Source organism: Candidatus Uabimicrobium helgolandensis (assembly GCF_041508025.1).
GTDB classification, from domain to species: Bacteria; Planctomycetota; Uabimicrobiia; order Uabimicrobiales; family Uabimicrobiaceae; genus Uabimicrobium; species Uabimicrobium helgolandensis.
This window is the reverse complement of the sequence record NZ_CP165719.1, coordinates 1,271,308-1,296,445: the sequence shown is the minus strand read 5'-3', so window position 1 is coordinate 1,296,445 and position 25,138 is coordinate 1,271,308. Positions and strand designations below refer to the sequence as shown.

The window sequence follows — 25,138 nt, the reverse complement described above, 5'->3', positions numbered from 1 at the left end:
GTCTACTTTCCTATTAAAGTAATTTCTAACTCAAAAGATAATTTGCCTTCTTCTTCATTTAAACGTGGATCTTTGTCTTTTATTGTTTTCACAATAGCTATTTTCTTCAATTTAGTTCGAAAATCATCGAGTATACTATATACATCAATCAAAGATTCTTCAATAACCCCCTCGATACGTACAGTAGATAAAGTAGCGTAACCTGTGTTAAAATTTACTTCCGTAAGATACATACTTTCAGGTATTTGGGAATGTACAAAGTCCATAATTTCAAAAAAATGGCGATTACTTACAACATAATTATCAAGTAGAGTAAATTGTTTACTAAAAGTAGCGCTTTTTTGCAATGCATTTTGGATTTTTTTCTCGCGATTTTGATACGTACTATAGCGTTTACTCATATTTTTGTAAATATTTTCATAGTAATTCTCAGTTGTCACAACATAAAGAGTTGAAAAACACACAAAAATTAATGTCAGAGCTATTGAAGCATATACAAATAATTTTTCTCGTATCAATTTTTCAATTGTTTTTTTGCGCTCACTGATAATTTGTATAAGAGAATCTTTTTTATGAGCATGAATTTTTGCTAAACCAATGGCAATAAAAAAATTCTGCGAGAATTTCTGGAAAAATGGGCCACTTGCTCCTGGTAAATTGTGAGTCAATAATGACTTAGAATTTAAATAACTAACAGGACAACCTACTTTCTTCAGCAACATATCACGCAACATGCGTTCATTACTTCTTTCTCCAGAAAGAAGCAATTGCTCTACTTGTAAGTTAACAATCCCTGTTTGCAGCGCTGCAAATTTAATAGAGGCTTCCACAAGATTAGGTATCTCACGACCAGAAATAGGAGAGGGTGTACTTACCGTTTCTTCAATTTCGTGATCATCGCTTGTTAAATCAATTTCAACGAGCTTGTAATCATCTTTGTTTTCGAAATTCTCTTCTTCGTTGATATTCAAATTTCTCATGAAATACAGTTCGTTAAAATTTACAACTACTAAATTTAAACTATGTTTATCTATATCAACTATACCATATTTTTTTTCTGAATCTATATCGTTGTATTTCAAAAAAAATTGGTACAAACCAAGTGCACAAGGTACAAAAAAATCAATCTTAATTTTTGCCTTTCGCAAAAAATCACTCAACAAATCAAGAAAACTATTGCGTACTAAAACGATAACCGCAACCGGATTCTTTTGTGGTATATTCACAACAGTAAAATCATAGCTCAAACTTGTTTGCGATTTTTCGGAGATTTGCTCTACTTCCATTTCAACTAAATGATGAATTCTTTCTTGGGGACATCCAGGTGGTATTTTAATATAACGAATATTTATATTTTCGCCTGAAATTCCGACGACAGCGCTCGATATTTTTATATTTTTATCTACCAAGAAATCGCAGAACTTACTTGCGGTTTCTTCCGAAAATTTATCATTTTGGGAAATAGGCAATTCAAATTCACAAGCATTGTTCAAAGATGTACTTTTCTCAGAAGTTTTCATTTTAACAATACGTAAACAACTATCTGACACTTGTATACCTACACCTAAATTTTCAGACATAGATTATTCTCCTGCAGCTTTTTTTTCTAATTTAGTTATTTGACTGTTTATATCATTTTGCAATTGTAAATCTTGTGTGTAGGCTAATACTTGTTTATAACATAAAATGGCAAGGTATGATTGTTCGTTTACTGCAAAATTTTCCGCTCTAGTCATTAAATTTTCAACAAAATATTGTTTTTTTTGCAAGCGTAGATCTTCTTTTTCTGCTTTTGCAAGCGCTAGAATTTTATCAAGTTCAGCGATGGTATACATTTCTTGCCATTTGCTGTATATTCCTTGGCAAAAAGAGATGCATGTATCGAACTTACTACTTTGTTTAAAGAACTGTGCTTCCTCTAAAAGAAGCCGCGCTTGTTTTTGATCTTTTTCGAACAATTTGACAATCCGCTCAATCTCACCTTGGGGAGAAATTTTATATTCATAAACAAAAAAGTTTCCCAACATATTTCGATAACTAGTATACGCTTTACCAAATAATTGTTGTTGTTCGTATTCTTTTGCTAACCCTCGAAGTTCCAATAATTTTTCACGATCTTTTTCGTAGTTAGTTTTTACTTTCACAACGAAATTATGATTTTGTAAATTATTAAAACGCTGTGTAAGAACTAAGGCATTTCCTACATTTTCAATAGAAGCGATGCCGGCTTGCGAATAAAGAAAACCAAGTTGCTGCTCTTGCCAAACTATTTGCCTTACATCTTCTTGCTTAGAAAAATTATCGATATTTGCTAAAAATACTTCTGTATTTTTTATCACCTGCATTTCGGAAGCATATGCCGTTGATATATGAAAAGAGCACTGTATTTGTTTCTCATCTAAATCTATTTCTTTCGGAAGAGCATAAGAAATTTTAATGCCATCTTCAACTATTTCATAACCAACATGAATCTTTTCTTTCCCCTTCCAAAAAAGTTTACTATTCTCTTTTGAAGTGTCCCCGTTACTAAACGTTTGGTGTAAAATAATTTTATCTTGTTGCCAGATTTTAAAATGTGCACTACCAAATACGAACTTGTTTTTACGAAATACATTGACATTTCCTGTGGCATCCATCGTGATTTTGTTATAGACATCTTCCACTATTTTTTCATCAGGAATTTGTGGAGATTCATCGACTGCGATAACTGTAAGATGGTCAATATCTACGTTAGTCACTTTACCGCGAACAATGACTGAAATGTTAAAGCTTTTAGCATACGGTGGCGGAACAATTACTTCAAAAAGTTCTTCCCATTTTGCAATATTTCCATTTAAAAACGGCGTGTATGTTTCGATAATATATGAAGCTTCATTTTCACATTTCCACGAGACTTTAATCGCAATCTTTCCCAATACTTGGTAACGCAACCAACAGCTTACACGATAGTTTTTTCCGTACTCAATAGCAATAGACTCCCAGTACTCTATTTCATCTGCTTTCTTTAAATTTAGATAGTATTTTCCTGTTTTTGCATCCTTTTCCTTCAACAAACGCTGTGCAAATTTGTAATTCCAACCACTATCTTCTTCAAAAGAAAAATTATCAACAAGGTTACCTGTTATAAACGAATTGTCTTGTAAACTACTGTGTAAGAAATACACAGCTGCAAAAAGAGATACAAAAATTGTACTGAAAACAATAGGTATTAGTACCTGCGATTTTTTGGCTTTCTTTTCTTTACTTACTTTCTTGTAATTCGGTACCTGCAGTAGACAAAAATTTGTTCCTATTTGTAACATATCGCCATGTTGAATCTTATAAATCTTCTTGGGTTGAAGACGTTTCTGATTGACAATTGTACCGTTACGGCTTCCAAGATCTTGTAGTTTATAACCACCTTCATCAACATAAATTTCAGCATGCGCAGATGATGCTTGGTCATCATTTAAATGAATATCATTGTGTTTCTTACGACCAATAGTATTTTTTCCTAGTTTCAATGGTATTTTTTGCTGCCACTGTTTCGGCTTACCTATCAAAACAAAAGCGCGGGGCAGCTGATTTTTATTTTGTTTGTCAGTACTAAAAATAAAGCGCATTTTCCCTACAGTTATAATATCACTATCTTCTATAACATGCTCAGTGATCTTTTTTTCGTTGAGTAGTGTTCCATTAAAAGAGTTTAAATCTTTTATATAATATTTATCACCACTTTTCCCTACTTCAAAATGATGGCGTGAAAAATGACTATCACTCATTGTTATATCGCATTTTGAGGAGCGTCCAACAATAATAGGTTTATCTTCAATATTGTATGCTTCATCTTTGCCATCGATATGTAATTGAGCCATCTTATCTCCTGTGGTTTGTTTTCTTTACTTTCAATTATTTAGGTATTACTTTACACTAGAGAGAGTGCAAAACTTTTTCGCGTAGTGGATCAAATGTATCCAAATTGAAAGTAAGATCTTCTTCTGCGATTAATTGCGAAATACACTTTGCACAAAGTGGGGCAACTGCAAATCCAACTTTATAGTGTGCTGTGGACACAATCACCGATTTGTTCGTATTTATAAATCCCATTACTGGGTACCGATCTTTTATAATAGAACGTACACCTGCCCACCTTTCGATAACCTCAAATTTTACACTTGGCATGTACTTGTGTAAAGTACTTCGTAAATATTCATAACCAAAATCATTAAAGTCCTCTTCCCAAACACCTTTTTCTTGGGTAGATCCTACAAGAAGAAAGTCACCTCTTGGAACAGTATAAACATCTCTGTGAAAAAATGTCATTGCTTTAGAACTATGAAACTTTGGAATCGTAACCATTTGTCCTTTTACTGGAATTAAATCTATTTTGTAATTAAAATACTTTAATATATCACTACACCAAGCCCCAGCGGTAATAATACAGTGTTTTGCATAAATAACCTCGTTTTCAAGGAATATTTGCACTTCTCCATTATCATCTTCAATATTTTGTATAGATTCTTCTCGTGTCTTCAATCCTAAAGAAGTACATGTTTTCACTATCGCTTTCAAAAGTGCACGATTATCCACGTAATATTCATTCGGAAAATAAACTGTTTTACAATTTTTCGGTAAAAATTCTTCCAAAAAAGGCGGCCGTTCCATTTCAACATAATCGCGTGCCATTTCGCGGTTAATTTGCGAAAAAAGTATTTTGTGTTCCTTCTCCCCCTCTGGCTGAGAAAAATCAAAAATATAGTAGCAACCCCCCTTGGTAAAAGGAATGCTAATACCAGAATTTTGCTCCATAAACTTTAACCACTGCGGCATCATTTTTACAGAATCAACGTATAGTCTTCTCAATGGTGAATAAAATTTCTTTACGTCCCTTACAACCATTGTTCCTGCAGCAGCCCATGAAGCATTGTTTTTCCCAATTTTATTTTGGTCCAATAAACAAACTGTTTTTTTTCTAGATAGTTCTTCTAGAGCACAAGATAGGCCAATAATTCCGCCACCAATGATGAAAGTATCAACATACGTTTTTTTCATTTTTGTAGTTCTTTAAGACGTATTTCTCCAAATGAATTTATCCACTCTTTTTCCTCTTTTGTCAAAGGTAATTGACTGGCATTATCGAGCAGAGCATACACTCGTTCCTTAGTCTTAGCTTTTTTTATCAAATCGATAAAAGCATCAGACAAATGGCTGTTTTTAGACCTTTGTTGTTTGTTCTCTTCTTTTGTATCCTCTTGTGGTTTAATATTTTCTTCTATATCTCCCGATTCTTTTTCAATCGAGGTCGCGGTATAAATTTTATACATTTTTTTTGCTAAAAAAAGAAAACCTACAAGTAATAGCAGAAAAAAGACAAAACAACCCATTGCTTCAAGGTAAAAAGAAAATTTACTTCCTTTTGATTTTTGTTTACTCACAACAGTCCTTTCTGTGTGCCAAATGGCAAAACGCTTATAAAGCAATATTCAAGTTATTATAAACAAATATCTTTGCTGGCGCTAGACGAAAGTACTCTATACATTTGTAAAATGTAGCTACAATATATTATTATTCTTATTATCGTTCCTGAAATGCGTCGGCATTGTTTGAGGAAAATCTTTTGAAAATAGTAAATAAACAGAGTTTACAAAAAATAGAAAATAATACCACCTACAATGGTTGTACTTTTCACTTCGTTGTATATTTCAGATGCCTCTTTAGAATTTCTCGACTTAAGTTACAATCAATAACAGGTTTACCTAAGGGACTAGAACATTTACGTTCTCTAAAAAAACTAATATTAGTAGGAAATCCTATTGATGAAGAACAACAGAGAATAATAAGAGAAACATTCGCACAAGATTGTGTAATTGTTTTTGATTGACTTAAACGACTTAACGTTACCTAGTTATCATTATGAAATGCAAATTCGATGTTTATAGAAAAAAGAAATAGAATTTCAAGTTAAAAACGCGCAGTGCAATATTAATATTGCACTGCCATTTTAAAAAGGCACTTTGCATGGTTATTCAAATCCAGTAAAATAAAAGGATAAAGTCGAGAATAACAAGATGTAAATCATTTTTTTATTAGGAATGGGACTGCCGATGTTCTATCTACTCTTTAAAATTTTGCGTTTTATTTTTTGTTTATTAGATGCAATTATTATTACAAGCATTACCTTTTTGTGCGCTTTACTTCCTAAATCAATCAACAAATATTTTATTCGACGTTTATTTAGATTAGTATGCTCAAGCTTTATTCACCTAATCGGGCGTAGTCCTCATATCCATGAAAAATTCCAATCCAAACTACCCAAACAATATATCCTTATTTCAAATCACCCTTCTGGCTACGATATATTACTGCTAAATGCAATATTTCCTGTATATCCTTTAGCTAAAGAAGATGTTCGTAAGTGGTTTTTATTGGGGAAAATTGCTGATTCTGCCGGTACCATTTTCGTTAAACGCGGAGATAAAGGATCAAGACACGCTTCAAAAGAAGCATGCCGAGAAGCAGCGAAACAAGGTAAGAATGTTCTGATTTATCCCGAAGGAGGATGCCTTGGAAAACACTTACGTCCTTTTAAATATGGTGCTTTTGATATCTCTATGAGTACCAATATTCCAATACTTCCAGTTTATTTACAATACGAAGCTGAAAATTGTTTTGAGTGGGGAGATTATGGCCTGGTGAGGCATTTGTTAAACTTAATAAAAGCTGTAAACAAAAATGCCCATTGTTATGTTTTTAATCCTATATACCCAGACGGTTTTAAAGATCCTCAGGAGTATGCTGAATATGTCCAAAGGTTATATACTAAGTGGGAAGCAAAATATCGCCTAGTCGACTACATACCAACTCCGACAATGGTACATACAGAAAAAGAAGATATCGAAGATACGGTAGAAGGTAATAAAGATTTAGCAGAAAATGAAGTGTCTGCAGAAGTAGAATATGCAGCTGTGAACGAAAAATAAGTTGATCTAACTATTCGACATTATCCCCATGAAGATGATGTCGAATAGAACGCGGCTCTTCACTATAATAATTTGACAATTAAAGTCGTTGTAATTTTTTCACCAAGACAAATAGATTTACTTCCTATTCGCAATTGTGAGGAATTGTCATAATTAACTTTGTCTTCAACTTCAACAATTGTCCCTAAGTCAATTCCAACATCATACAAATATTTTAGTAAAACAGGATCTTCTTCGCGAAACTGAATAATTTCGGCTTTTTGCCCTTGCTTCAATTCACTCAATCTACACTGAGGAACGCGTACGATTTTCCCATCTTTACTTGGTATAGGACACCCATGTGGGTCTTTCTCAGGATAACCAAGAAATGCGTCGAGATACTCTTCGAGAGAAGAGTCAGTAACATGTTCCAAAAGTTCTGCGTACTGATGAACGTTTTCCGACGGTATTTTCAAAGTATTATTAAGAAATACTTCCCATAATCTATGTCTTCTCAACAAACTTAAAGCAATTTTCTCTCCTTTTTCAGTTAGAGAAACGCCTTTATATGGTAAGTGATCCACATAGCCTTCTTTACTCAAACGTCTAACCATATCAGAAGCGGATGCATTAGACACTTTCATTTCCTTTGCTAGAGAAGAAGTGGAAACGGGGTTTTGGTCTAATGCTATAATGTATATTGCTTTTAGGTAGTCGCCATACGATTCTTTTATAAAAGGACTGTTTTTACTCATGCTCGGTTTAGTGGTTGTGGTTTTTGATTTATTGTAAGTAGAGTTTTTATTACTTGGAATCTTCTTTGTTCAAATTCTTTGTTAAAGTTAACACGTTTCCTTTGTCGTTATACTCTATTTTATCAACACATTTTAACATCAACATTATTCCTAAACCACCAATTCGTCCTTCTTGATAACGTTGCCGCGCTCGACCAACAACATCACCTTGTCTTCCAATTTCAAGATAACTTTGCCAGTCAAAACCTGGTCCACTATCTGTTACCACAAGAGTAATTTTTTTCTTATCTAAAATATAAAGAACTTCCATCATCGCCGCGCTTTTGTGCTTATTTCCGTGTTGCGCCCCATTTCCTACAGCCTCGCGAAAAGCAGCAGCCATAGTAATTTGTTCTTCTGATGATAATCCTGAAATGGTAAAAAGTTTTTGCGCTAATTTATTTGATTTCTCTATATGTTCGTCGTGCGTAGCAAATTGCATGAGAACTTCTTGGTCAAATATAGCTTCTTCCTCCGTAGATCTTCTCAAAACCGTATCTGAAAGTGTTAAAAGATGACGAATTTCAAAAGGCTGCACAACTTCTTCGTCGCCGCAAATACGCAAATTTTCGGAGTTTGCTAAATCTATACTTTTAGGAAAAAGAGTAATGAGAGGTATCAATCTACCATGTCTACGACATTTTATTGACTCGCAAAGTGATTGATGATTTTCAATCGCAGTGTCTAAAATTACGAGATAAGTGTGTCCTTCATTTACAAGGCTTTCTGCTTCTTCTACAGTTTGCGCCATATAGGTTTTCCAGCCAGCCTTATCAAAGTGATACTCCAATGTTTTAACAAAGAAATCTCTTTGTGGTAAGACTAAAAGCACAGCAGCTGTTCTTAAACGAGAGATATGTTCTTCAAAAGCCTTTTCTGGTGCAAACTTTACATTCTTTTTTACTTTTTTAATTAGAGACTTTTCCGGTTGGAATTTAAGCACTTTTTTCGTAGGAACTATTGTTTTTCGCCCCGTTCGAGGGTTTTTTATAATTTGGGCTTTTTTTTCTACCAATCGGAAAGAGGCAAAATCAATTAACTGAATCTCTAAACCTTTTAAAATACAGTCTTTCACAAAGTGGAATAAATTGGATACAGCACTACTAGCTCTTACCTTTGTAATACCCGTGTCACTAACAACATTGTCTACTAAATTTTCAATAGGAAAGGATTCTTTAGGAGGAGTTTTTCCTGTATAAAAGCAACCAAATTCCTCAATATTAACACTCTTATTTTTCTGTATAACTTTGGCAATGTTATTGCTAACGGAAGTTAGAAGCTTATCCGCTTCTTCTGAGCTATGACAAAAACCTTGCGACTGGAGTTCATCAAGTATGTCTTTTTTGACAATAATATCCATTTACATTCACTCCTCTTGACATGCTATTTTATGTTGTCTATTTTGTTGATTAACTCTGACTCTGATATAATTTTCTTTTCCAATAATAGTTCAATAACAGCTTTTTGCAATACCTTAAATTTTTCTGCTGAACCGTCTAAATAAGCTGTTATTCCATCGGAAGAAGAGAATTTTCTATTTTCTTCGGAGTTATAAAATTGGATAATTGCTTTGCGAATAGCTTCCTTAGAGGCCAAAACAGGCTCTACGCGACAATTTGTTAGAAACTGAATGGACTCAATAGCTTCAAAGTTATTCACATCTGAAATTGCAAGTGTAATTTGACCATCTTTTTTACTAATAGGCATTACATTGTGTTGTTCTATTACACTACGCGGAATTTCGCGTACTAATATTGCTGGTATTACTAGGGAAGAAATATCAATGCTGTGGACACCTTCTAGTTTTGCTAATGTTGTCGTAAGTTCTTTATCCGAAATATAGCCGAGTTTCACTAATAGTGGCGCAAAATCTCCGCCAATTTTTTCGTGCATTGATAGAGCTGTTTTGAGAGCTTCTTTTGTTATTTTTTTCGCATTGACTAAGGAATTTCCTAGTTTCATTCTATCCATAATTATGCCGCCAAAATATAGATGTTTTAATATATTTGTAGTACACCCTAAAGTTTTTTATATACGCTTGAAAATATGCTATCACAGTTCATAAAAACTGTCAACTATTAACTACATGGCCTGACAAAAGTATTCACACAATTTTGCTTGTGTTTTGTTGTAGTGAAAGATGCCATCGTAATTTTTCACAATTTCTTAGTAATCGTTTTCCCAAATCATAATATGCCCATCTATCCCAGCAGAGACAAAAGAATTGCCTTTCGTAAATTTGCACGCCGTTACATAGCCTGTATGCTCATTAAGCACAAGAATTTGATCTCCATGCCAATTCCACACGCGTATACTACAGTCTTTGGAACCTGAAATAATCCGCGTTCCACTTTTGTTAAAAGAAATGTCTGTGATACTACCATTATGTCCGTTGAGTAAAGCCAATTGTTTTCGAGTGGCTATGTCATATAAATAAATATAGTGATTTGACATACCAAAAGCCAATGTATCACCATCAGGACTTATAGAAATGCAGCTAATACTTTTTCCAAGAAGGAGATCAATCACATGGCTTTGCTTATAAGTATCAGCAGAAAAAACATAACACTTTTTTTTATAGCAAGCAAATAGCCATTTTCCATCGCGGCTAAACATTACGTTCGAAAATCTTTTTTTGCGAAAAACGTGTAGTGTTTCTAAAGTTTGTAAGTCATATATATAAGTAGCTTTTTTACCAACAGCGACTAGCTTTTTATACTGAAAATCTACTTGTAAATCAGCTATTTCATCTTGTATGTAAAGTTGTTTTTCCTGGCGCTGTGTTTGCACATCGTAAACAAGAATAACACCTTTATCATTAGAAATTAAAAACTTTTGTTTGTCGTTTTTTATAAAGAATTTACAAAATTTTAATCTATTCATATTCGGTATCTTTGCTAAGATTCTCTTTTTTTTAAGATCCCATAAATAAGTTATCCTATTACGCGAAACAAAAATCATTAAATTGCCTGCAATATCAATATCTTCAATACCACTGCCTATATCTATCGAAAAAGGCATTGTTTTTGTCGTATCCCATTTATGAAGTTGTTCATCACCGCTTGAAGAGATAATATAGCGATCATTATCTACAAATTCGCAGTCATATACGACACCAATATGTCCACGAAAAGTATTGAGTAGTGACCTTGATTGTAACGTCTTAGATTCTGAAAATCCAGGCAAGTTTCGAACTTCTAAATCCCAAAGCTTTAAAGTTTTATCATCACTTGCCGTAACTAGATATCTGTCATCGGAAGAAAAAGCGCAAGCGCGGATAATTCCAGTATGTCCTAATTTTAATATTTTTCGATGAGGTCCCTGGACGGAATCATATTCATACCATCCTATAGGTTTTTCAAGCTCTTCAAGCTCCTCAGAGTTCCATAAACGAATATCATGGTTGTCTCCTGCGGAAACAAGGAGATCTCCCGAGTGACTAAATCGACAAGTATATAAATGCCCTGGATGTTTTAGTTTAGGTAAATGTTTTTTTCTATCGAAGTCAAAACGGTGCAGATGTTCAAATTTACCAGTATAAGCCAAAAGGTTTTTATTAGGGTGGAAATCCAAGCAATCTGAATGTTGCGATATTTCACTTATTTGATAAAGAAATTCTAGTTTCGGAAAAGACAAAAAAATCAATTTCTCGAGCATTGCTATAGCAATAACATTATCTTGATAGTTTATATCTAAAGCACCAATATTATGTTTTAGTTTTTTTGTCCTTATTTTTTGAAAATTTTGCAAATTCCATAAAGTAAGAATATTTTTATTTGTTGTCAATAAAAAGCTACCATTTTTATCTACAATTCCATATTCAGCGGCCTCCTTTACTTCTCTCTCTTTCTTAAAAAGAAAGTTGCGAGAGACTATTCTTTTTTTGGTTAGAGTTATCAGTGATTTTTTATCTGGTGTAATAACAAATCGCTTTATTTTGGAACCTAGTCTTTTGTCTAAAACTTGATTACGAATCTTAAATGTAAGCCAGTACCACTCCCAATCGCGCATTCTAGGAGGGCAATAATATTCAGACTTCAACAAGCGATTTGCAACAGCAATATCGTTTTTTTCGATATAAACATCACTTAAAGCAATAACGTAAGGATAAAATCCTTCTCGTGATTTTTTCTTTTCGTTTTGCAATGATATTTCTTTTGTAACAAGCTCTTTCTTTTGAGTATCGAGAACCGCTTCTTGTTGCTGTAACTCTAGCTGTTTGTTAGTTAATTTAATGGTAAAAAAAACAAATAAACCTACAATAATCATGGCCGCAACTGATATTGTTGTTGTTAAAAGCAAATTGCGCTGTATAAGTTTTTGGATTCCTTGCCACATGGAAGGCGGTTTCGCTATGATAGGGCGATGCGCTAAGAAGTTTTTCATGTCTTGCGCAAATAAACTTATGTCAGTATATCGTCTTTTCGGAGATTTTTGCAAACACTTGAGACATATAGCTTCTAAATCCATAGATATATCAGGGTTTAAGGCTCGCAAAGCAATAGGTTCACTATTTATTGCTTGGTACATAATGTTTACAGTATTTTGCCCTTGAAAAACGCGCCGTTTTGTAAGAGCTTCGTACAAAGTTGCTCCTAAAGAATAAATATCACTTCTTGCATCGATATTTATTTCTTGTATTTGTTCTGGCGAAGCGTATGCAGGCGTCCCGACAAAGTTTTTCGACAAAGAAGCAGTATTATGCTTTATCTTAGCTAAACCAAAATCCATAACTTTTGGTTCACCTTCTGATGTAAGCATTATATTTTCAGGTTTTAAATCACGATGAATAATATTCTGTCCATGCGCCATTTCTAAAGCTTTCGCTATTTTTATAAACATCTCAACAATTTTTTTCTCGTTGAGCTCATTCTTCACAATGTACTGATTCAAAGTAATTCCACAAATATACTCCATAGTGAAATAATGCTGTGGTTTCTCGCCTACTTCAAAAATTTGAATAATATTAGGATGATCCAAACGCGCAATCGTTTGCGCTTCCTGAGTAAAGCGTCGCAAATGTTTTTCATCTTGCGACAACATAATCTTTAGCGCCACTTCTCGATTGAGTTTAGGGTCGCAAACGCGGTAGACAACCCCCATTCCTCCCCGCCCAAGTTCTTCTATTATTTTATAACGACCAAAGCCTTTCTCTAATAGACAATTTTTCCCATATACTCTAGAACTTATATCATCCATCAAAGAATTATCTGTCGATTTTTGTTGTTTTGTTCCCGACGGACAATTTCCTCTAGAACTTATATCATCTACCAAAGAATTATCTGTCGATTTTTGTTGTTTTATTTTTTGTTGCCTCAGATATTCTTGGTATTTCTGCTCAACTATTTCCAACTGTGCAGAGGAAAGCAACTGCATTTTGGCAAAAGCATCAATAAGTCGTATATGACAATTCTGCATACGTAAATGGAGTTGATGCTCTTTACACTTTTTCATTGTTGCTACATCAAATTTTTCACTATAGTACTTCTCAAAAAAAGTATCAAAATCCATATTATCTCGCGAATTAAAAAATTAAAGCATTTGTAAAAAAAATAGTTTATACTTAGCTTGTGATTAGTTATTTTTTACTAAGACCTAGCAAAAGTATCTACCGGTTAACATTTTGTTCTCTTAACTTCTACTTTTGTCAGATCACTAAGAACCTGTTACAAAATCAACTTCTAAACAAGCCATTCTTTTTAGTGTAAAATTATTATTTTACACTAAAAAGAATGAAATCAGAATTTAAAAGTAGCAATTTTGCGCCTTAAAATAATTTTATAACAGGCTCTTAGAATACAACCCTCAAAAAATTAACTATTCCTTAAAATATCCTATATTATATAAAAACTTAAATATCGACACGCTTTAATTCTACATTTTTTTTCATATTCATCAATTAAGATTATCATAATTAAGTGCCTTAGCTCAATTTAGAGTCATCTCTTTCCTTTTAGTAAAGCGGGTAGCTATAGCTTTATAGCCAAGGAACAACAAATATAAAAACAAATACAAAAACAAATAAATAACACGTGTGTCGCTTATTACAAATGCAAATTAAAAGGAGTTGATTTTGCAAAACGAACAAAACGAACAAATCGATATACAAGAAATATTTCCGAACATACAACCAACCCAAAAAGCCCCTACCATGTACATGGTCAATGGCATTGGTACTAATGTTTATGGGAAAAGAGATTATCATGCTGAAACAGGCGCTTACCTAAAAACATACTGCTTGGCTATTCTTTTTATACCAGTGTTAGCTTTCCGCGCTTACCGTGTTCTCGATGCACAAAATGGAGGATGGATTTTTCTTGGCCGCGAGCCACTTTCTCGTTTTGCCAGAGGCTGGAATTATTTTCTCTTACTAGGTATAACTTCCTTAATTGCTACTGGTATTTGGTCGGAATATACAAACTCACCGGAGTATAGAGCTCAACAAAATTTAGCGAAAGCACAACAATTTCAAGAACAAAACAACACTGCTGAAGCATTATATCATTATATATTAGTAGCTCGTAGCTATACATCTTATGCGCAACAAGGACAAGTAGAAATAGACAACCACATAAATAATTTGGATAAAAGTTCAATCAAAGATGCCACAAAAATAGTGACTGTTTTTGTGAATCAAAATTATACACAAAGTAATAAGAATCTCCTTGTACAAACAATGAAAGTTATAGAAAAAAGTGCGCAAACAGATGCTCTTGGAAGTTATAAATTGTATAATCTTACTTACAAAATAGGTAATAAAAAACAAGATGCTAAACTTCGCCAAAGTTTATTAGAATCTATTGTGAAACAACATCCTGGGAAAGTAAGTTACGCATCTGATTTAGCGGTACTTTACGAACAACAACAACGTTGGAAAGATTGCCAGAAAATCTTAGAACCGCATGGTACCAAACTTATCAAATACGAAGGTGCGCGAATCTTAGGGCAAATTTACGCACAACAAGGCAACCTAAAGATGTCCGATGCACTTCTTGTTCCTTACGTAGAAAAGGGGATCAAAAGTCTAAAGCGTATTGAAAGTGAATATGAAAGAGTATGGCAGAGATCTCGCCAAGACGCTATCAATATAATGGATAGAACTTATCGCTATGATCGTACAACTTCTGAAGAGAAGATGCGAAAAATTTACATGGACTATATTCAAAAGCATTTAAAAGAAGACAAAAATGTAAAAGCGAAACTCGAAGAATATCGTGAAGCAGCGCGTATTGTAAATGTAGCGATGGACTTAGGTCTTGTAAAATTATACCTAGCAAGAACACAGCAAAACGAAAAAGAACGCGAAAAACAACTTCAAAAAGTCGAAGCATTATTTCTATCAATTCAAAGTGTTGCTGGGGGAAGTGATCGTTATCAACTTACTCTTGGACAAGTGTACTACTGGATGGGCAAAAAAGAACAAGGAAAGAAACAATTTGCAGAATTCCTAAAGCAAAACAAAGGACAAACTGTAAAATCCTTAGAACTTGCAGAAATATATCGCGAACTAGGAGATAGCACCGAGGCACATAAGTTAGCAAAGGAAGCTTACAATTCTTCAACTAAAGAGGAAGACAAAATGTACGCCGCACAAATTTGTGCTCTGTCTAGTCTTGATAATGAAGAAAAAATTTCTTGGTTGAAGAAAACTAATCAAGAAGATGCAAATAACTCTGCGCTACTCAACAGTGCACTTGGTAACAAAGCCCTTAAAGAAGGTGATAACGCAAACGCACAAAAATATCTACAAAAAGCAATTACTTCTTATCAAAAACAACATAAAACATCGGCAACACTAAACAACGAAGCACTCGCACACTATTCTTTATTTGGCATAGAAGGTAATCCTAAACACATTAATAATGCCGCGCGTTTGTTAGATGAAGCAGTGTCTTTGTCTCCGAATGATAGTATTATTATTCGCAATGCATATATCTATCTTTTAGAGAAATCCATTTGCGATGTGATTGGTTCACGCATAGACTTAAAACTATTTCAGTCTTTTCTTTCTGATTCGATTCTTCGTTTTTTTTACAAAAATAAAAGCTCAAAACAACAGATACTAAAACAACTACACAACAATGAGACATTTAAAAAAGCCATGTCTTACATGAAAAAAAGCATGGTTCTTGCTCCTGAAAAAATAGATACCTACTCAAAAGCAGCGGCTTTTTATTTTCTACTACAAGACCATGAGTCTATGCATGGATTACTTACGCAACTACGTAGCATTCAAAAATATCTTCCGCAAAAAAATTATGGGGGAGAAAATCTAACGCAGTTTATAAGCTTTTTTCAACAAGAAGCTAACTACTACAATGGCTTGGCAACTAAATCCAAAAATCCGACAACAATTGCAATCGCGGGAGCCTATCATCTTTATTACGATTTTGTTCTAGCGCAATGTGGCACCAATACCAACGTAGCGCAAACATTAAAAGTAGCCCAAGATCTTTACAAGAAATTTCCATCTACAAGAGCTCACCGCAACCTAGTCAGTAGTCTACTATTGCAAACACACGTGGTGTTAATGCAAAACAAAACCTACAAGGGCCAGATAGGTAAATATGGAAAAGATGTTGGGCACGAATATTTAATCGCTACAGCATTACGCAATTATCCACAATTCAAACAAACTATTGTACAAAACGCTCATTTTAAACAAGCAATAAAACTCATAAAGAAAAATACCGTTTCTTTTCCCGAGTCCACAAAAGTGCTGTATTGGGTTTTATTATCTACGTCTGGTGAGCAACAAGCCAAAAGCATGCTGCAAAATTTGAAAAATTCGCAACTACGCAATGCTTTCGAAGAAGTAAATACCATTTTAAATGCAACAAGCGTTCACGCTTTGCTTGATAGCTACTGGTTTTATACAGCAGTCGGACAAAAAGAGCGGGCACAACAAATACTCGCTGCATATCAAAAACGTGGCGTACCTTTTCCAAAATAGATAACTTGTAATTCAAAATAAACTTCGATCCTGAAATTGTTTAGGGTCGAAGTTTACAAATAAAGTATTGTAGGGAAAACATTATGTTCAAGAACAAAATAATCAAAATATTTACATATATTCATTTTATTTTTGGAATAGGTTTTATTGTTAGTTACTACGGAAGAATAGAACAACTATTTGGTATTTACAAAGATTGTGGAATAGAACTGCCAGTAGCTACGACGACGTTACTACGCATCGGCGATTTCAGGTTTAGCGCTATTGTTTTATTTCTCTCATTTTTACCAATAATTTTTTGTAAGTTAACAACTCTTAAAGAACATTTTGCGGTGCTCATTGCTACGATAATAATGTTTTCATTTATGGTTCTTAGTGTAATTGCTTTAGAAGCGCCTCTTTGGAAATTAATAGAAAATAAGTTTTGAGCTGGTGACAAGCTCTAACTCTTAAAAGAGTTTTTTCGTAAAAAACCCAAACAACAAAAAAGCAATAAAAGAACATAGATTGACGGTTCAGGAACTGCAATTGCAGTTGCATTTAACTGTACATTATCAAAATTCAGTTGTGCTCCTCCTGGATTAATAAGCCTAATTTCTAAAGCCTCCCCAAGATTTGCATCCCCTACTAGTGCAATAAACTCGACCGTAGATGTTATAAAACCATCGTTAACACTTGCTTGTGTATTGTTGTCCTCCGCAAGAACTGTTCCACCTGCCAAAAATTGAATTCTATAACCAGGGAAAGCGGTGTCTGCTCGATCTCCAACACCAACAGTAAGAGTATAAGCAGTATTGGCAATTAATACATCACTAAGAACTTGAGAAAAATCTTGCCCATTACTAAATCCAATATTATTTCCCTCTAGAGCTTCGTTTGTCAGTTGCGATGAATTAGGATTAAAACTTCCTGCAAGACCATCTCCACCTTCAATATTAGACAAAATCCAGTCATCAGCAAAAGTTACGAAGGCTCCATCTCCCAAAACATTATTTTCAAATCCAGCATTCAAAACGGTAATAGGCTCTGCAAGTAACAAAGGAAAAATGTTCAGTAGTATAAAAAAGTATACATTTTTACTTAAGTTCATCTTTTTTCTCAACTTAAAAATTCCATTTAATGCACCATAATATTTAGTAATATTCTAAAGATTATAACAAAGTTATTTTAAACTGTAAATATTTAGAGCGTGTCATCATGAAACTTAGATAAAACTATTCAGCGTCCTAGATGAAAACTTATTCTACCACCAATGTTCAAAATTTCACAACACACAAAATACTCGCGCAAATACAAAATTACCTTGTCATTCTTAGATTTTATTGACAAAATATTCATACATGTAACACCTGGAAAAGATAACTCACTAAAATGTAACAAGGAAGGAAATAGTGTGAACAGAACAAAACACTACTTGTGTTTGATATTAGCAATGATGCTTTCTTTGCAAGCACAAGAAAGCACAGCAAAACCAGATCAAACCAATAACCAGGTAGAAATTCGTAAAGTGATGAAAAAAGTGTACCCAGCACTGGTCAGAATTTCTGTAGTAACGGCATTTGTGTCGCAAGGTCGCGAACAAAAATCTTTTACCAGTGGAAGTGGTGCGATTATATCATCAGACGGATATGTTGTTACTAACCACCATGTTGTAGGAGGGGCAAAAAGAATTTGGTGTACCCTTTCTAACAAGGAAGAAGTAGAAGCCGATCTAATTGGTACTGACGCTCTATGCGATATTGCTGTTATTAAGCTTAAACCATGGACAATGCGTATACCAGTTCGCTCTTTTGCTTATGCTTCTTGGGGAGATTCCAAAGATCTTAAGATTGGGCAGAAAGTATTCGCAATGGGTAGTCCTGGAGCTATTTCGCAAACTGTTACTTATGGAATTATCGGCAACTTGAACATGGTTATTCCTAAAGCTATTGGTGGTAGAAATAGTTTTATGTTAGACGGAGAACCCGTTGGTAGCATTGTACGTTGGATTATACATGACGCTACCATTTTTGGCGGTAATAGTGGAGGCCCACTTGTTGATCTCGATGGAAGTATTATTGGAATTAACGAAATTGGTATTGCTGGTTTAGGCGGCGCTATACCTGCTAATACGGCAAAACGCGTTGCAAATAGCATCATCAAGAAAGGTTACGTAGAGCGTAGTTGGACAGGCGTTCGCGTACAAACACTTCTAAAATCTGATAAACGCATATATGGTGTTTTAGCAAGTGATATTATCAAAGGCTCTCCCGCTGATGAAGCTGGTATTAAATCTGGAGATATCATCACCGAATTTGGTGGCGAGAGAATTTCTGGTCGCTATGAAGAGCAAATCCCTGTTTTTAATTCTCTTGTTTTTGATACTGCTGTAGGAAATGAAGTTTCGGTAACTATTTTACGTAAAGACAAAGAATTAAAGTTAAAACTAACTACTCGTCCAAGAGGCAAAGCAAAAGAGACAGATCAAGAAATACTTTATTGGGGCATTACAGCAAGAAACCTAACGAAGCTCAATACTGTTAGATTACGCCGCGAAAGTAAAAAAGGTGTTTATATTTCGAGTGTTCGTCCTGGAGGACCATGTGGACAAGCCAAACCTTCTATCCGTATAGGCGACATTATCACTAAAATTGGTGGAATGGAAGTTAACGACTTAAACTCTCTACTCGATTTGACGACAAAACTCTCTGTGGAAAAGAAAACAATTGTCGTAGAGTTTGAGCGAAGAAAAGATCTGTATTTAACAGCTGTACAACTTGGAGAAGATGACAAGGATAATTGGGCTCGGGCTCGAAAAGCATGGTTTCCAGCAAAAGTACAAGTACTAACAACTCCATTGGCAAAAGCCTTGAATTTAGAAGGTAAAAAAGGTGTTCGCATTACACGTCTCTATCCACAATTACATGATAGTGATTTTCGCTTAGGTGACATTCTTACTCATCTAAATGGAACATCTATTGACGCTTCAAATACATCTCACTCTCAGGTATTTCCTACAATGATTCGTCGTTTTCGCGCGCGAAAAAAAGTAGACTTTTCTATTATTCGCAATGGTAAAGAAATGGTTATCAACTATAAATTACCTAAGTCTCCAAAACCTAGCGAAGAAATGAAAACATATACCAACGAACACTTTGAATTTACAGTGCGTAATCTAGCAGTGATGGATAAAATAAGTTTAGATTTACCTCAAGACTACAAAGGAGCTATCCTCAAAGAAGTGCGTATGGGAGGATGGATGAGTCTTGCGCGCATTGCAACAAATGACATTTTACTTAATATTAATAATAACAAGATCGAAAATGTCAAAGATGTAGCAAAAATTATGGAAAATTTACATAAAGAAAAACCAAACTCAGTTGTATTCTACATTTACCGCCGCGGAAGATATTTTTATGCAGAAGCGCGCCCAAAATGGTAAAAAAAGATTCAATATTTCACAAAGGAAAATAAATGTATAGATTATTAGTCTTACTTATAGTGGTAAGTTGTTTGTATGCGCAAAATGAAGAAGTTCATTCGCAAGTAGAGGCTCTTAGCCAAGCTAAAAAACAAAAAGTTTTGGATATTGTCAACGCAAACAAGGATGCTGTAGTATCCGTACAACTCGTTGTAAAAATTCCGGCAATGGGAAACTTCGAACGTAAACTAGAAATACCAGGTACTGTTGTCAGCGAAGAAGGTTTAATTATTGTGTCCAATGCGCAAGCTGATCCAATGGTGGCAATGCGACGCTTTCAGCAAGGAGCTCAAAATGCCAAAACAGAGTTTACCGACATCAAAATTGTTTGCAATGATGGTACAGAAGTCCCAGCACAAATAGCAATGCAAGATCAAGACTTGGATATCATTTTCATAAAACCAAAAGAAAACAAAAAGAAGTTTTCTTACATCTCCCTAGATAAAACAGCTAAACCAAAACTGTTAGATGATGTAGTTGTTATAGCCAAGTTGGATGCGTCAACAGGAAGAGCGCCACTTATTTTCCACACACGCATTATGTCAATTATAGCAAAACCAAGTACATACTATGTTATATTTGGTATATCTGCTGGAGTCCCTGCTTTTGATGAAAATGGTAAATGTTTTGGATTACTACTTAGTCGAGTTGGTGGAGGTGGGAGCATGAACAATACTAGTAATATTGCTTCTGCAATGGCAATGTTACCAATGATCTTACCAGCCGAAGATATATTAGATGTTATAGCTGATTTAGAAGAAGAAGAAGAGTAAATTCTGGGCGATGCTTTTAAGTTATCTACTAATAAAAGTATCGCTTTAATTTGAATGTTTGTACCTCTATTTGCAAATAATCGTATACAAATTTCATTCCTTAGTGATAATTCGATCTAACTAGGTTTATCACCAATAATAGATTAGCAAACTAAAGTAAAAGAGGCATCATCTGTAATTATTTCAAAACCGCTACAAAAATTCCCTAAGCTTTGTACCTCTTCATCCACCTTAATGCTTCCTCAAAAGAACTCGCGGGTAAGTTTATATAACGAGTGATGCCAAATTTTTTATTAAACTTACTCCAAATACTCACCGCTGATTTCTTTTTCTTTTTTAATTCTATTTTTAGCAATAAAACTTGTTCGGGTGAGATTTTTTTCTGCGAAATTTTCTTTTTCGGTTTTAAACTTTTTTCTAAAACTTTAAGTCTTTGTTCTTGTAATTCCACGCGTTTATCTATTTTTCTTACAATTTCTTTTGTTCGTTGTATTTCGTTAACCGCTGCAGTTACTAAATTGGCTTGACAAATAAGTTGTTCTGCATTTTGGGCCAATTGTGTTGCTTGTTGAGTTAATTGATAAGCCACTTGTCCTAAAATTTGGCGATCATCTTTGTGGTTTTTTGTTTGATGTTCTGTATTAAGTAAATAAGAACGAATACTTTTTGCCACTTCAGAATCTCGTAACAACATACCAATACGCAAAACTGCTCGTCTTGAAAATAAAGCAATAGAACGCATTTTTGAATGAACAGGTTTTAGTTTCTTATCTATATCAATACCAAAAGTTTTTTGTAATTTGAGTAAAGAGGTCTTCAAATCTTTTTTCTGTAAAATTTTATAACCATCCATAATCAATTCATTCTTATTACGCAACACAATACTTTTGATTGTTGGCACAGGAACACTATAAAATTTGGCTATGTATTCAGTAGTTGTCCAACCGTTCTTAGTAAAATGTTCAAGCTTCCCCACTTCATTGAGAATACGCGTGTTTTGATCTGTGCAAAGTTTTTTGCGAAAAGTTTCGCTTTCCAATATTAAATATTCATTCATTTGCCACACCTCGGTTTGTGAGATGCATAATGCATCTCACAAAAGTATATGATATAAAACAAGATACGTTAATAAGCTCTAGAGACTATATTGCAACTTCCTCCATTATACGGAAAACATACGGTAATTCAAGAGAAAAATTTTTTTTTTATAAAAAACCCTGACGAATAGCGATACTCCACAAAAAAGTAACTTAACTTTTTAAAGACAATACCATATAATTATGGTAAGCGTGAACAGCTGAACAAATACACTTTAGGGGCGTAACAGAAAATAGAGGAAAAAATGTTGAAAATTATTCTTTGGATGCTGTTTATCTCAAACTTTTTAATAGCTCAGAAAAGTTATGTTAATGATATATACAAGCAGGTAGTTCCAAGTATTGTTGCTGTTGATGTTGATGTTCCTGAAGAGATAAAAAAAGAAGGTATTTTAAAAAGAGGTATTTACTACGGAACAGGTTTTGTTGTTGGAAAAAACCTTGTAATTACAACGCGCAAAGTTATGCAAGACAAGCTATTTGCCCGTTGCATATGCTACGATAATCAAATAGTTAAAGCTCATGTCGTTGCATACGACGACAATAGTCCACTCACTTTACTAAAAATAGAACGTTCCGATTTACCTCCATTAGAACTGTGTAAAACTTATAATATAGGCAATCTAGCAATATGTATAGGTAACACATATGGAAGCATAGCGAAAGTAAGCGAATTTAGCATAAGCTTTGGAATGATAAGCGGTATATATGATTTTAAACGTTGGGGAATTACATTAAAAGATGTAATAGAAACCGATTGTGCAGTGAATCCTGGGCTATACGGTGGACCAATTATTAATATAAACAAAGAAGTGGTAGCGGTTATCTTTTCTGGCTACGCACAAAATCGTTATAAAGGTTTAGGTATTCCCAATACCACAATTAACCATTTTTTAAAAAGATTTTATTCCCAAAAAATTACAGTTCCAGATGAGTTTTTTTTCCTACAAACCTTTCCTGTTTATCTAGGAGCTAAATTAACAAATGTTAACAAGCGACTTAAAATAACCGATATCGAACCAGAAAGCCCTGCAGCAAATGGCTTAATGTTGGGAGATGAAATTTTACAAATCAACAGCTTTGAGATTTCTTCAACAAAGAAGTTTCATAAAATTATTCAAACATACTTTCCTGGGCAAAAAGTTTCTCTTACAATTAAAAGAAAGAAAATGATAATGGTTGTTCCTGTAGCATTAACAGCCAGATTTATGAGATAAAGGAAATTTTCTTGATGCTAGCAATAATAATACATATAATGCCATAGATATCGTGGTTGGATGCGAAAAATACTATTCATCCACAATATCAATATGTAACAAAATTTAAGGGATAAAATACGCATTTTATTTCCTATACATCACTGAGGTATCTCCATATTTTGAGTGTAATATGCTAGATTTATTGTACATCGGAAGTATTGAATATTGGTTTGAAAATTACAAATGGGGCATACTATTTGTCGCCTTTTTTATGTTTATCATTTATCTGAACAAAATGCACAGCAAGAATATTAATAAAGCAGAGAAAAACGATGGACATTTATATATTCAACCCAAATCTATAGGAGAAGCATTACTTCTCCATCAGCAGCAATCTATGTCTGAAGTTCATCAGAAAAATCAAGACTTAAATCTAAAACGCAACGATAAAGTTCGTAAATTTCGTTTTTCCACACAGCAATTACATCGTCTAAAAGAAAAACCTTCCAAGGAGGTAACACCTGTTGATGATAAGGAAATTGAAATTTCTTTCAAGTTACTAACAGAATTTGATGTAATGTTACCCAAAATAAAAGGTACGTATGACGATTTTTTAGAGTCCATAGAAAAATTTTGTGGTATTTTCGCAGAAACAAAACAAATTAGCTTAGAAAATATTCAGAATCTACTACATCAAAAAAAATATCGAGAAATCATTGTACTAGTACAAGAATGTATTGAAAAACACGAGCAACCTTTAGTCCTTCGTAAAAGTAAGTTTTTTAAATGGTTACAGTATGGTGGATTTTTAGAAATTGTTGAAGACGATGGATCATCATTCGTTATCGACTACCACAATATTCAGCTTTGCGAAGAAATTAACAAATTAATTCAAGAACTATTAGTCAAAAACTATTGCCGTGCCCACGGCTGCCAGTTTGAATCTATTGATGAGTTAATTGAGGAAGTCGCACTTGAAAAATTAGAAGAAATTCGGTTTATCACGACTTACTCTGGTGTAGGAAGTGATATATCTGAATTGCTTGTTGAAGACTTTATGCGAATGATTAATTCAAAGAAAAAAAGTTCTTCTATAAAATACAGATCGCTTCGAGTTATTTTTGGAAATGACAATCAAGATACATATAAAGTAGGTGAATTAGTGTGGGCCGCTATTTCAGACATTCAACGATTACACCAAAATTTACTAGAAAAAATTGCGATGAGTACTGCTGAAATTCAGCAATTAATTATATCAAAAAATAATGCCTTACCTGATAGTGGTTTCGGTGCTCCAAGACCTAGCTACAGCAGTGAACAAGTTGAACAAGAAAAAGTTCTTCGCTCAACAGTTTTAATGATTGTAGATTTCTTGAATTGGTATCCTCAAGATGAAACGGCAATTTCAACAGCTGATCATGAGCTAATTAATTATTTTGATAAATTGTTATACTCGCGCAAATCAAGGTTTGCCATTGTTTGTGACAAAAATAAAACCAGTGATGGTAAAGTTTTTGCAAAAAACCTTAAAGTCGTAACCAAACAACTAGATTACACTGAAAAAGTAGTCAAAAAATTTACAATGGAAAAAATGATTGGGATGGAAATTAAAATAGCTGTCCCACGACAATGCGAAGATTACTTTCCTGTAAAGGGAAATATTGTAAACATATACAAAGAAGAAACTGACTTTGGCAATATTATAAAATTCGAAGTAGCAGAAAAAAATCATTTGAAAAGTGCTATAATATTTACTGGAAATAACGTGGATTTTATCTATTAGAAATAAGGGCGTAGCCTCATTTAGATTTTATAATATTTGGGTACTTTTAAGAGGAAGTGCCTTGAGGTACATAATGTTGTTGTGCTTCAAAAACAACAAGTTAATGCCAAATTGTAAGAAATATGAATAGGGACTCCCAAT

18 protein-coding genes are annotated in these 25,138 nt (G+C 33.9%); 8 read left to right on the top strand and 10 right to left on the bottom strand.

Annotated features, from left to right (window positions below; genetic code table 11):
* Positions 1-2: 2 nt before the first annotated feature.
* The 4 genes from UABHE_RS04680 to UABHE_RS04665 are packed head-to-tail and all read right to left on the bottom strand — an operon-like array spanning position 3 to position 5,414.
* A complete protein-coding gene (locus UABHE_RS04680) occupies positions 3-1,580 on the bottom strand; it encodes a hypothetical protein (protein ID WP_372369076.1) in 1,578 nt (525 codons plus the stop codon).
* A gap of 3 nt (positions 1,581-1,583) precedes the next feature.
* On the bottom strand, positions 1,584-3,854 hold the full coding sequence (locus UABHE_RS04675) for an FHA domain-containing protein (RefSeq protein ID WP_372369075.1): 2,271 nt from the start codon (positions 3,852-3,854) through the stop codon (positions 1,584-1,586).
* A 55-nt stretch (positions 3,855-3,909) separates the two neighbouring features.
* A complete protein-coding gene (locus UABHE_RS04670) occupies positions 3,910-5,031 on the bottom strand; it encodes an NAD(P)/FAD-dependent oxidoreductase (RefSeq protein ID WP_372369074.1) in 1,122 nt (373 codons plus the stop codon).
* Positions 5,028-5,414 carry a hypothetical protein gene (locus UABHE_RS04665; RefSeq protein ID WP_372369072.1) on the bottom strand — a complete coding sequence of 129 codons (387 nt, stop codon included), beginning with the start codon at positions 5,412-5,414 and terminating at the stop codon, positions 5,028-5,030. Before UABHE_RS04665 ends, UABHE_RS04670 begins: the two co-directional genes overlap by 4 nt.
* 182 nt (positions 5,415-5,596) lie before the next feature.
* Between UABHE_RS04665 and UABHE_RS04660 the strand changes: the two genes are divergently transcribed.
* On the top strand, positions 5,597-5,860 hold the full coding sequence (locus UABHE_RS04660) for a hypothetical protein (RefSeq protein ID WP_372369071.1): 264 nt from the start codon (positions 5,597-5,599) through the stop codon (positions 5,858-5,860).
* A 223-nt stretch (positions 5,861-6,083) separates the two neighbouring features.
* The gene (locus UABHE_RS04655) at positions 6,084-6,959 is read left to right on the top strand and encodes a lysophospholipid acyltransferase family protein (protein ID WP_372369070.1); all 876 of its coding nucleotides are present in this window, start codon (positions 6,084-6,086) and stop codon (positions 6,957-6,959) included.
* 62 nt (positions 6,960-7,021) lie between these two features.
* Here the strand turns inward: UABHE_RS04655 and UABHE_RS04650 are convergent, their stop codons facing one another.
* The 4 genes from UABHE_RS04650 to UABHE_RS04635 all read right to left on the bottom strand — a co-directional run bounded on the left by UABHE_RS04650 (position 7,022) and on the right by UABHE_RS04635 (position 13,243).
* A complete protein-coding gene (locus UABHE_RS04650) occupies positions 7,022-7,693 on the bottom strand; it encodes a metal-dependent transcriptional regulator (RefSeq protein ID WP_372369069.1) in 672 nt (223 codons plus the stop codon).
* Between the two features lie 49 nt (positions 7,694-7,742).
* Positions 7,743-9,092: an HU family DNA-binding protein gene (locus UABHE_RS04645; RefSeq protein ID WP_372369068.1), complete on the bottom strand. Its 1,350-nt coding sequence runs from the start codon at positions 9,090-9,092 to the stop codon at positions 7,743-7,745.
* A gap of 23 nt (positions 9,093-9,115) precedes the next feature.
* Entirely contained in the window at positions 9,116-9,703 is a 588-nt protein-coding gene (locus tag UABHE_RS04640) for a hypothetical protein (protein ID WP_372369067.1), read from the bottom strand.
* 195 nt (positions 9,704-9,898) lie between these two features.
* Positions 9,899-13,243, bottom strand: coding sequence for a WD40 repeat domain-containing serine/threonine protein kinase (locus tag UABHE_RS04635; RefSeq protein ID WP_372369066.1), 3,345 nt, complete (start codon positions 13,241-13,243; stop codon positions 9,899-9,901).
* A gap of 562 nt (positions 13,244-13,805) precedes the next feature.
* Between UABHE_RS04635 and UABHE_RS04630 the strand changes: the two genes are divergently transcribed.
* Positions 13,806-16,685: a tetratricopeptide repeat protein gene (locus UABHE_RS04630; protein ID WP_372369065.1), complete on the top strand. Its 2,880-nt coding sequence runs from the start codon at positions 13,806-13,808 to the stop codon at positions 16,683-16,685.
* Positions 16,686-16,768: 83 nt separating this feature from the next.
* Entirely contained in the window at positions 16,769-17,113 is a 345-nt protein-coding gene (locus UABHE_RS04625; protein WP_372369064.1) for a hypothetical protein, read from the top strand.
* Between the two features lie 14 nt (positions 17,114-17,127).
* Here the strand turns inward: UABHE_RS04625 and UABHE_RS04620 are convergent, their stop codons facing one another.
* The gene (locus UABHE_RS04620; protein ID WP_372369063.1) at positions 17,128-17,775 is read right to left on the bottom strand and encodes a hypothetical protein; all 648 of its coding nucleotides are present in this window, start codon (positions 17,773-17,775) and stop codon (positions 17,128-17,130) included.
* Between the two features lie 303 nt (positions 17,776-18,078).
* On the opposite strand from UABHE_RS04620, the gene UABHE_RS04615 reads away from it, so the two are divergent.
* Complete coding sequence (locus UABHE_RS04615; RefSeq protein WP_372369062.1) at positions 18,079-20,106, top strand: PDZ domain-containing protein; 2,028 nt, start codon at positions 18,079-18,081, stop codon at positions 20,104-20,106.
* A 32-nt stretch (positions 20,107-20,138) separates the two neighbouring features.
* Positions 20,139-20,918 carry a hypothetical protein gene (locus UABHE_RS04610; RefSeq protein WP_372369061.1) on the top strand — a complete coding sequence of 260 codons (780 nt, stop codon included), beginning with the start codon at positions 20,139-20,141 and terminating at the stop codon, positions 20,916-20,918.
* A 205-nt stretch (positions 20,919-21,123) separates the two neighbouring features.
* Here the strand turns inward: UABHE_RS04610 and UABHE_RS04605 are convergent, their stop codons facing one another.
* The gene (locus UABHE_RS04605) at positions 21,124-21,975 is read right to left on the bottom strand and encodes a hypothetical protein (RefSeq protein WP_372369060.1); all 852 of its coding nucleotides are present in this window, start codon (positions 21,973-21,975) and stop codon (positions 21,124-21,126) included.
* A gap of 285 nt (positions 21,976-22,260) precedes the next feature.
* Here UABHE_RS04605 and UABHE_RS04600 point away from each other — a divergent pair, with 285 nt between their 5' ends.
* Positions 22,261-23,232: a S1C family serine protease gene (locus UABHE_RS04600; protein WP_372369059.1), complete on the top strand. Its 972-nt coding sequence runs from the start codon at positions 22,261-22,263 to the stop codon at positions 23,230-23,232.
* 172 nt (positions 23,233-23,404) lie between these two features.
* Positions 23,405-24,997 carry a hypothetical protein gene (locus UABHE_RS04595; protein WP_372369058.1) on the top strand — a complete coding sequence of 531 codons (1,593 nt, stop codon included), beginning with the start codon at positions 23,405-23,407 and terminating at the stop codon, positions 24,995-24,997.
* Positions 24,998-25,138: the final 141 nt, after the last annotated feature.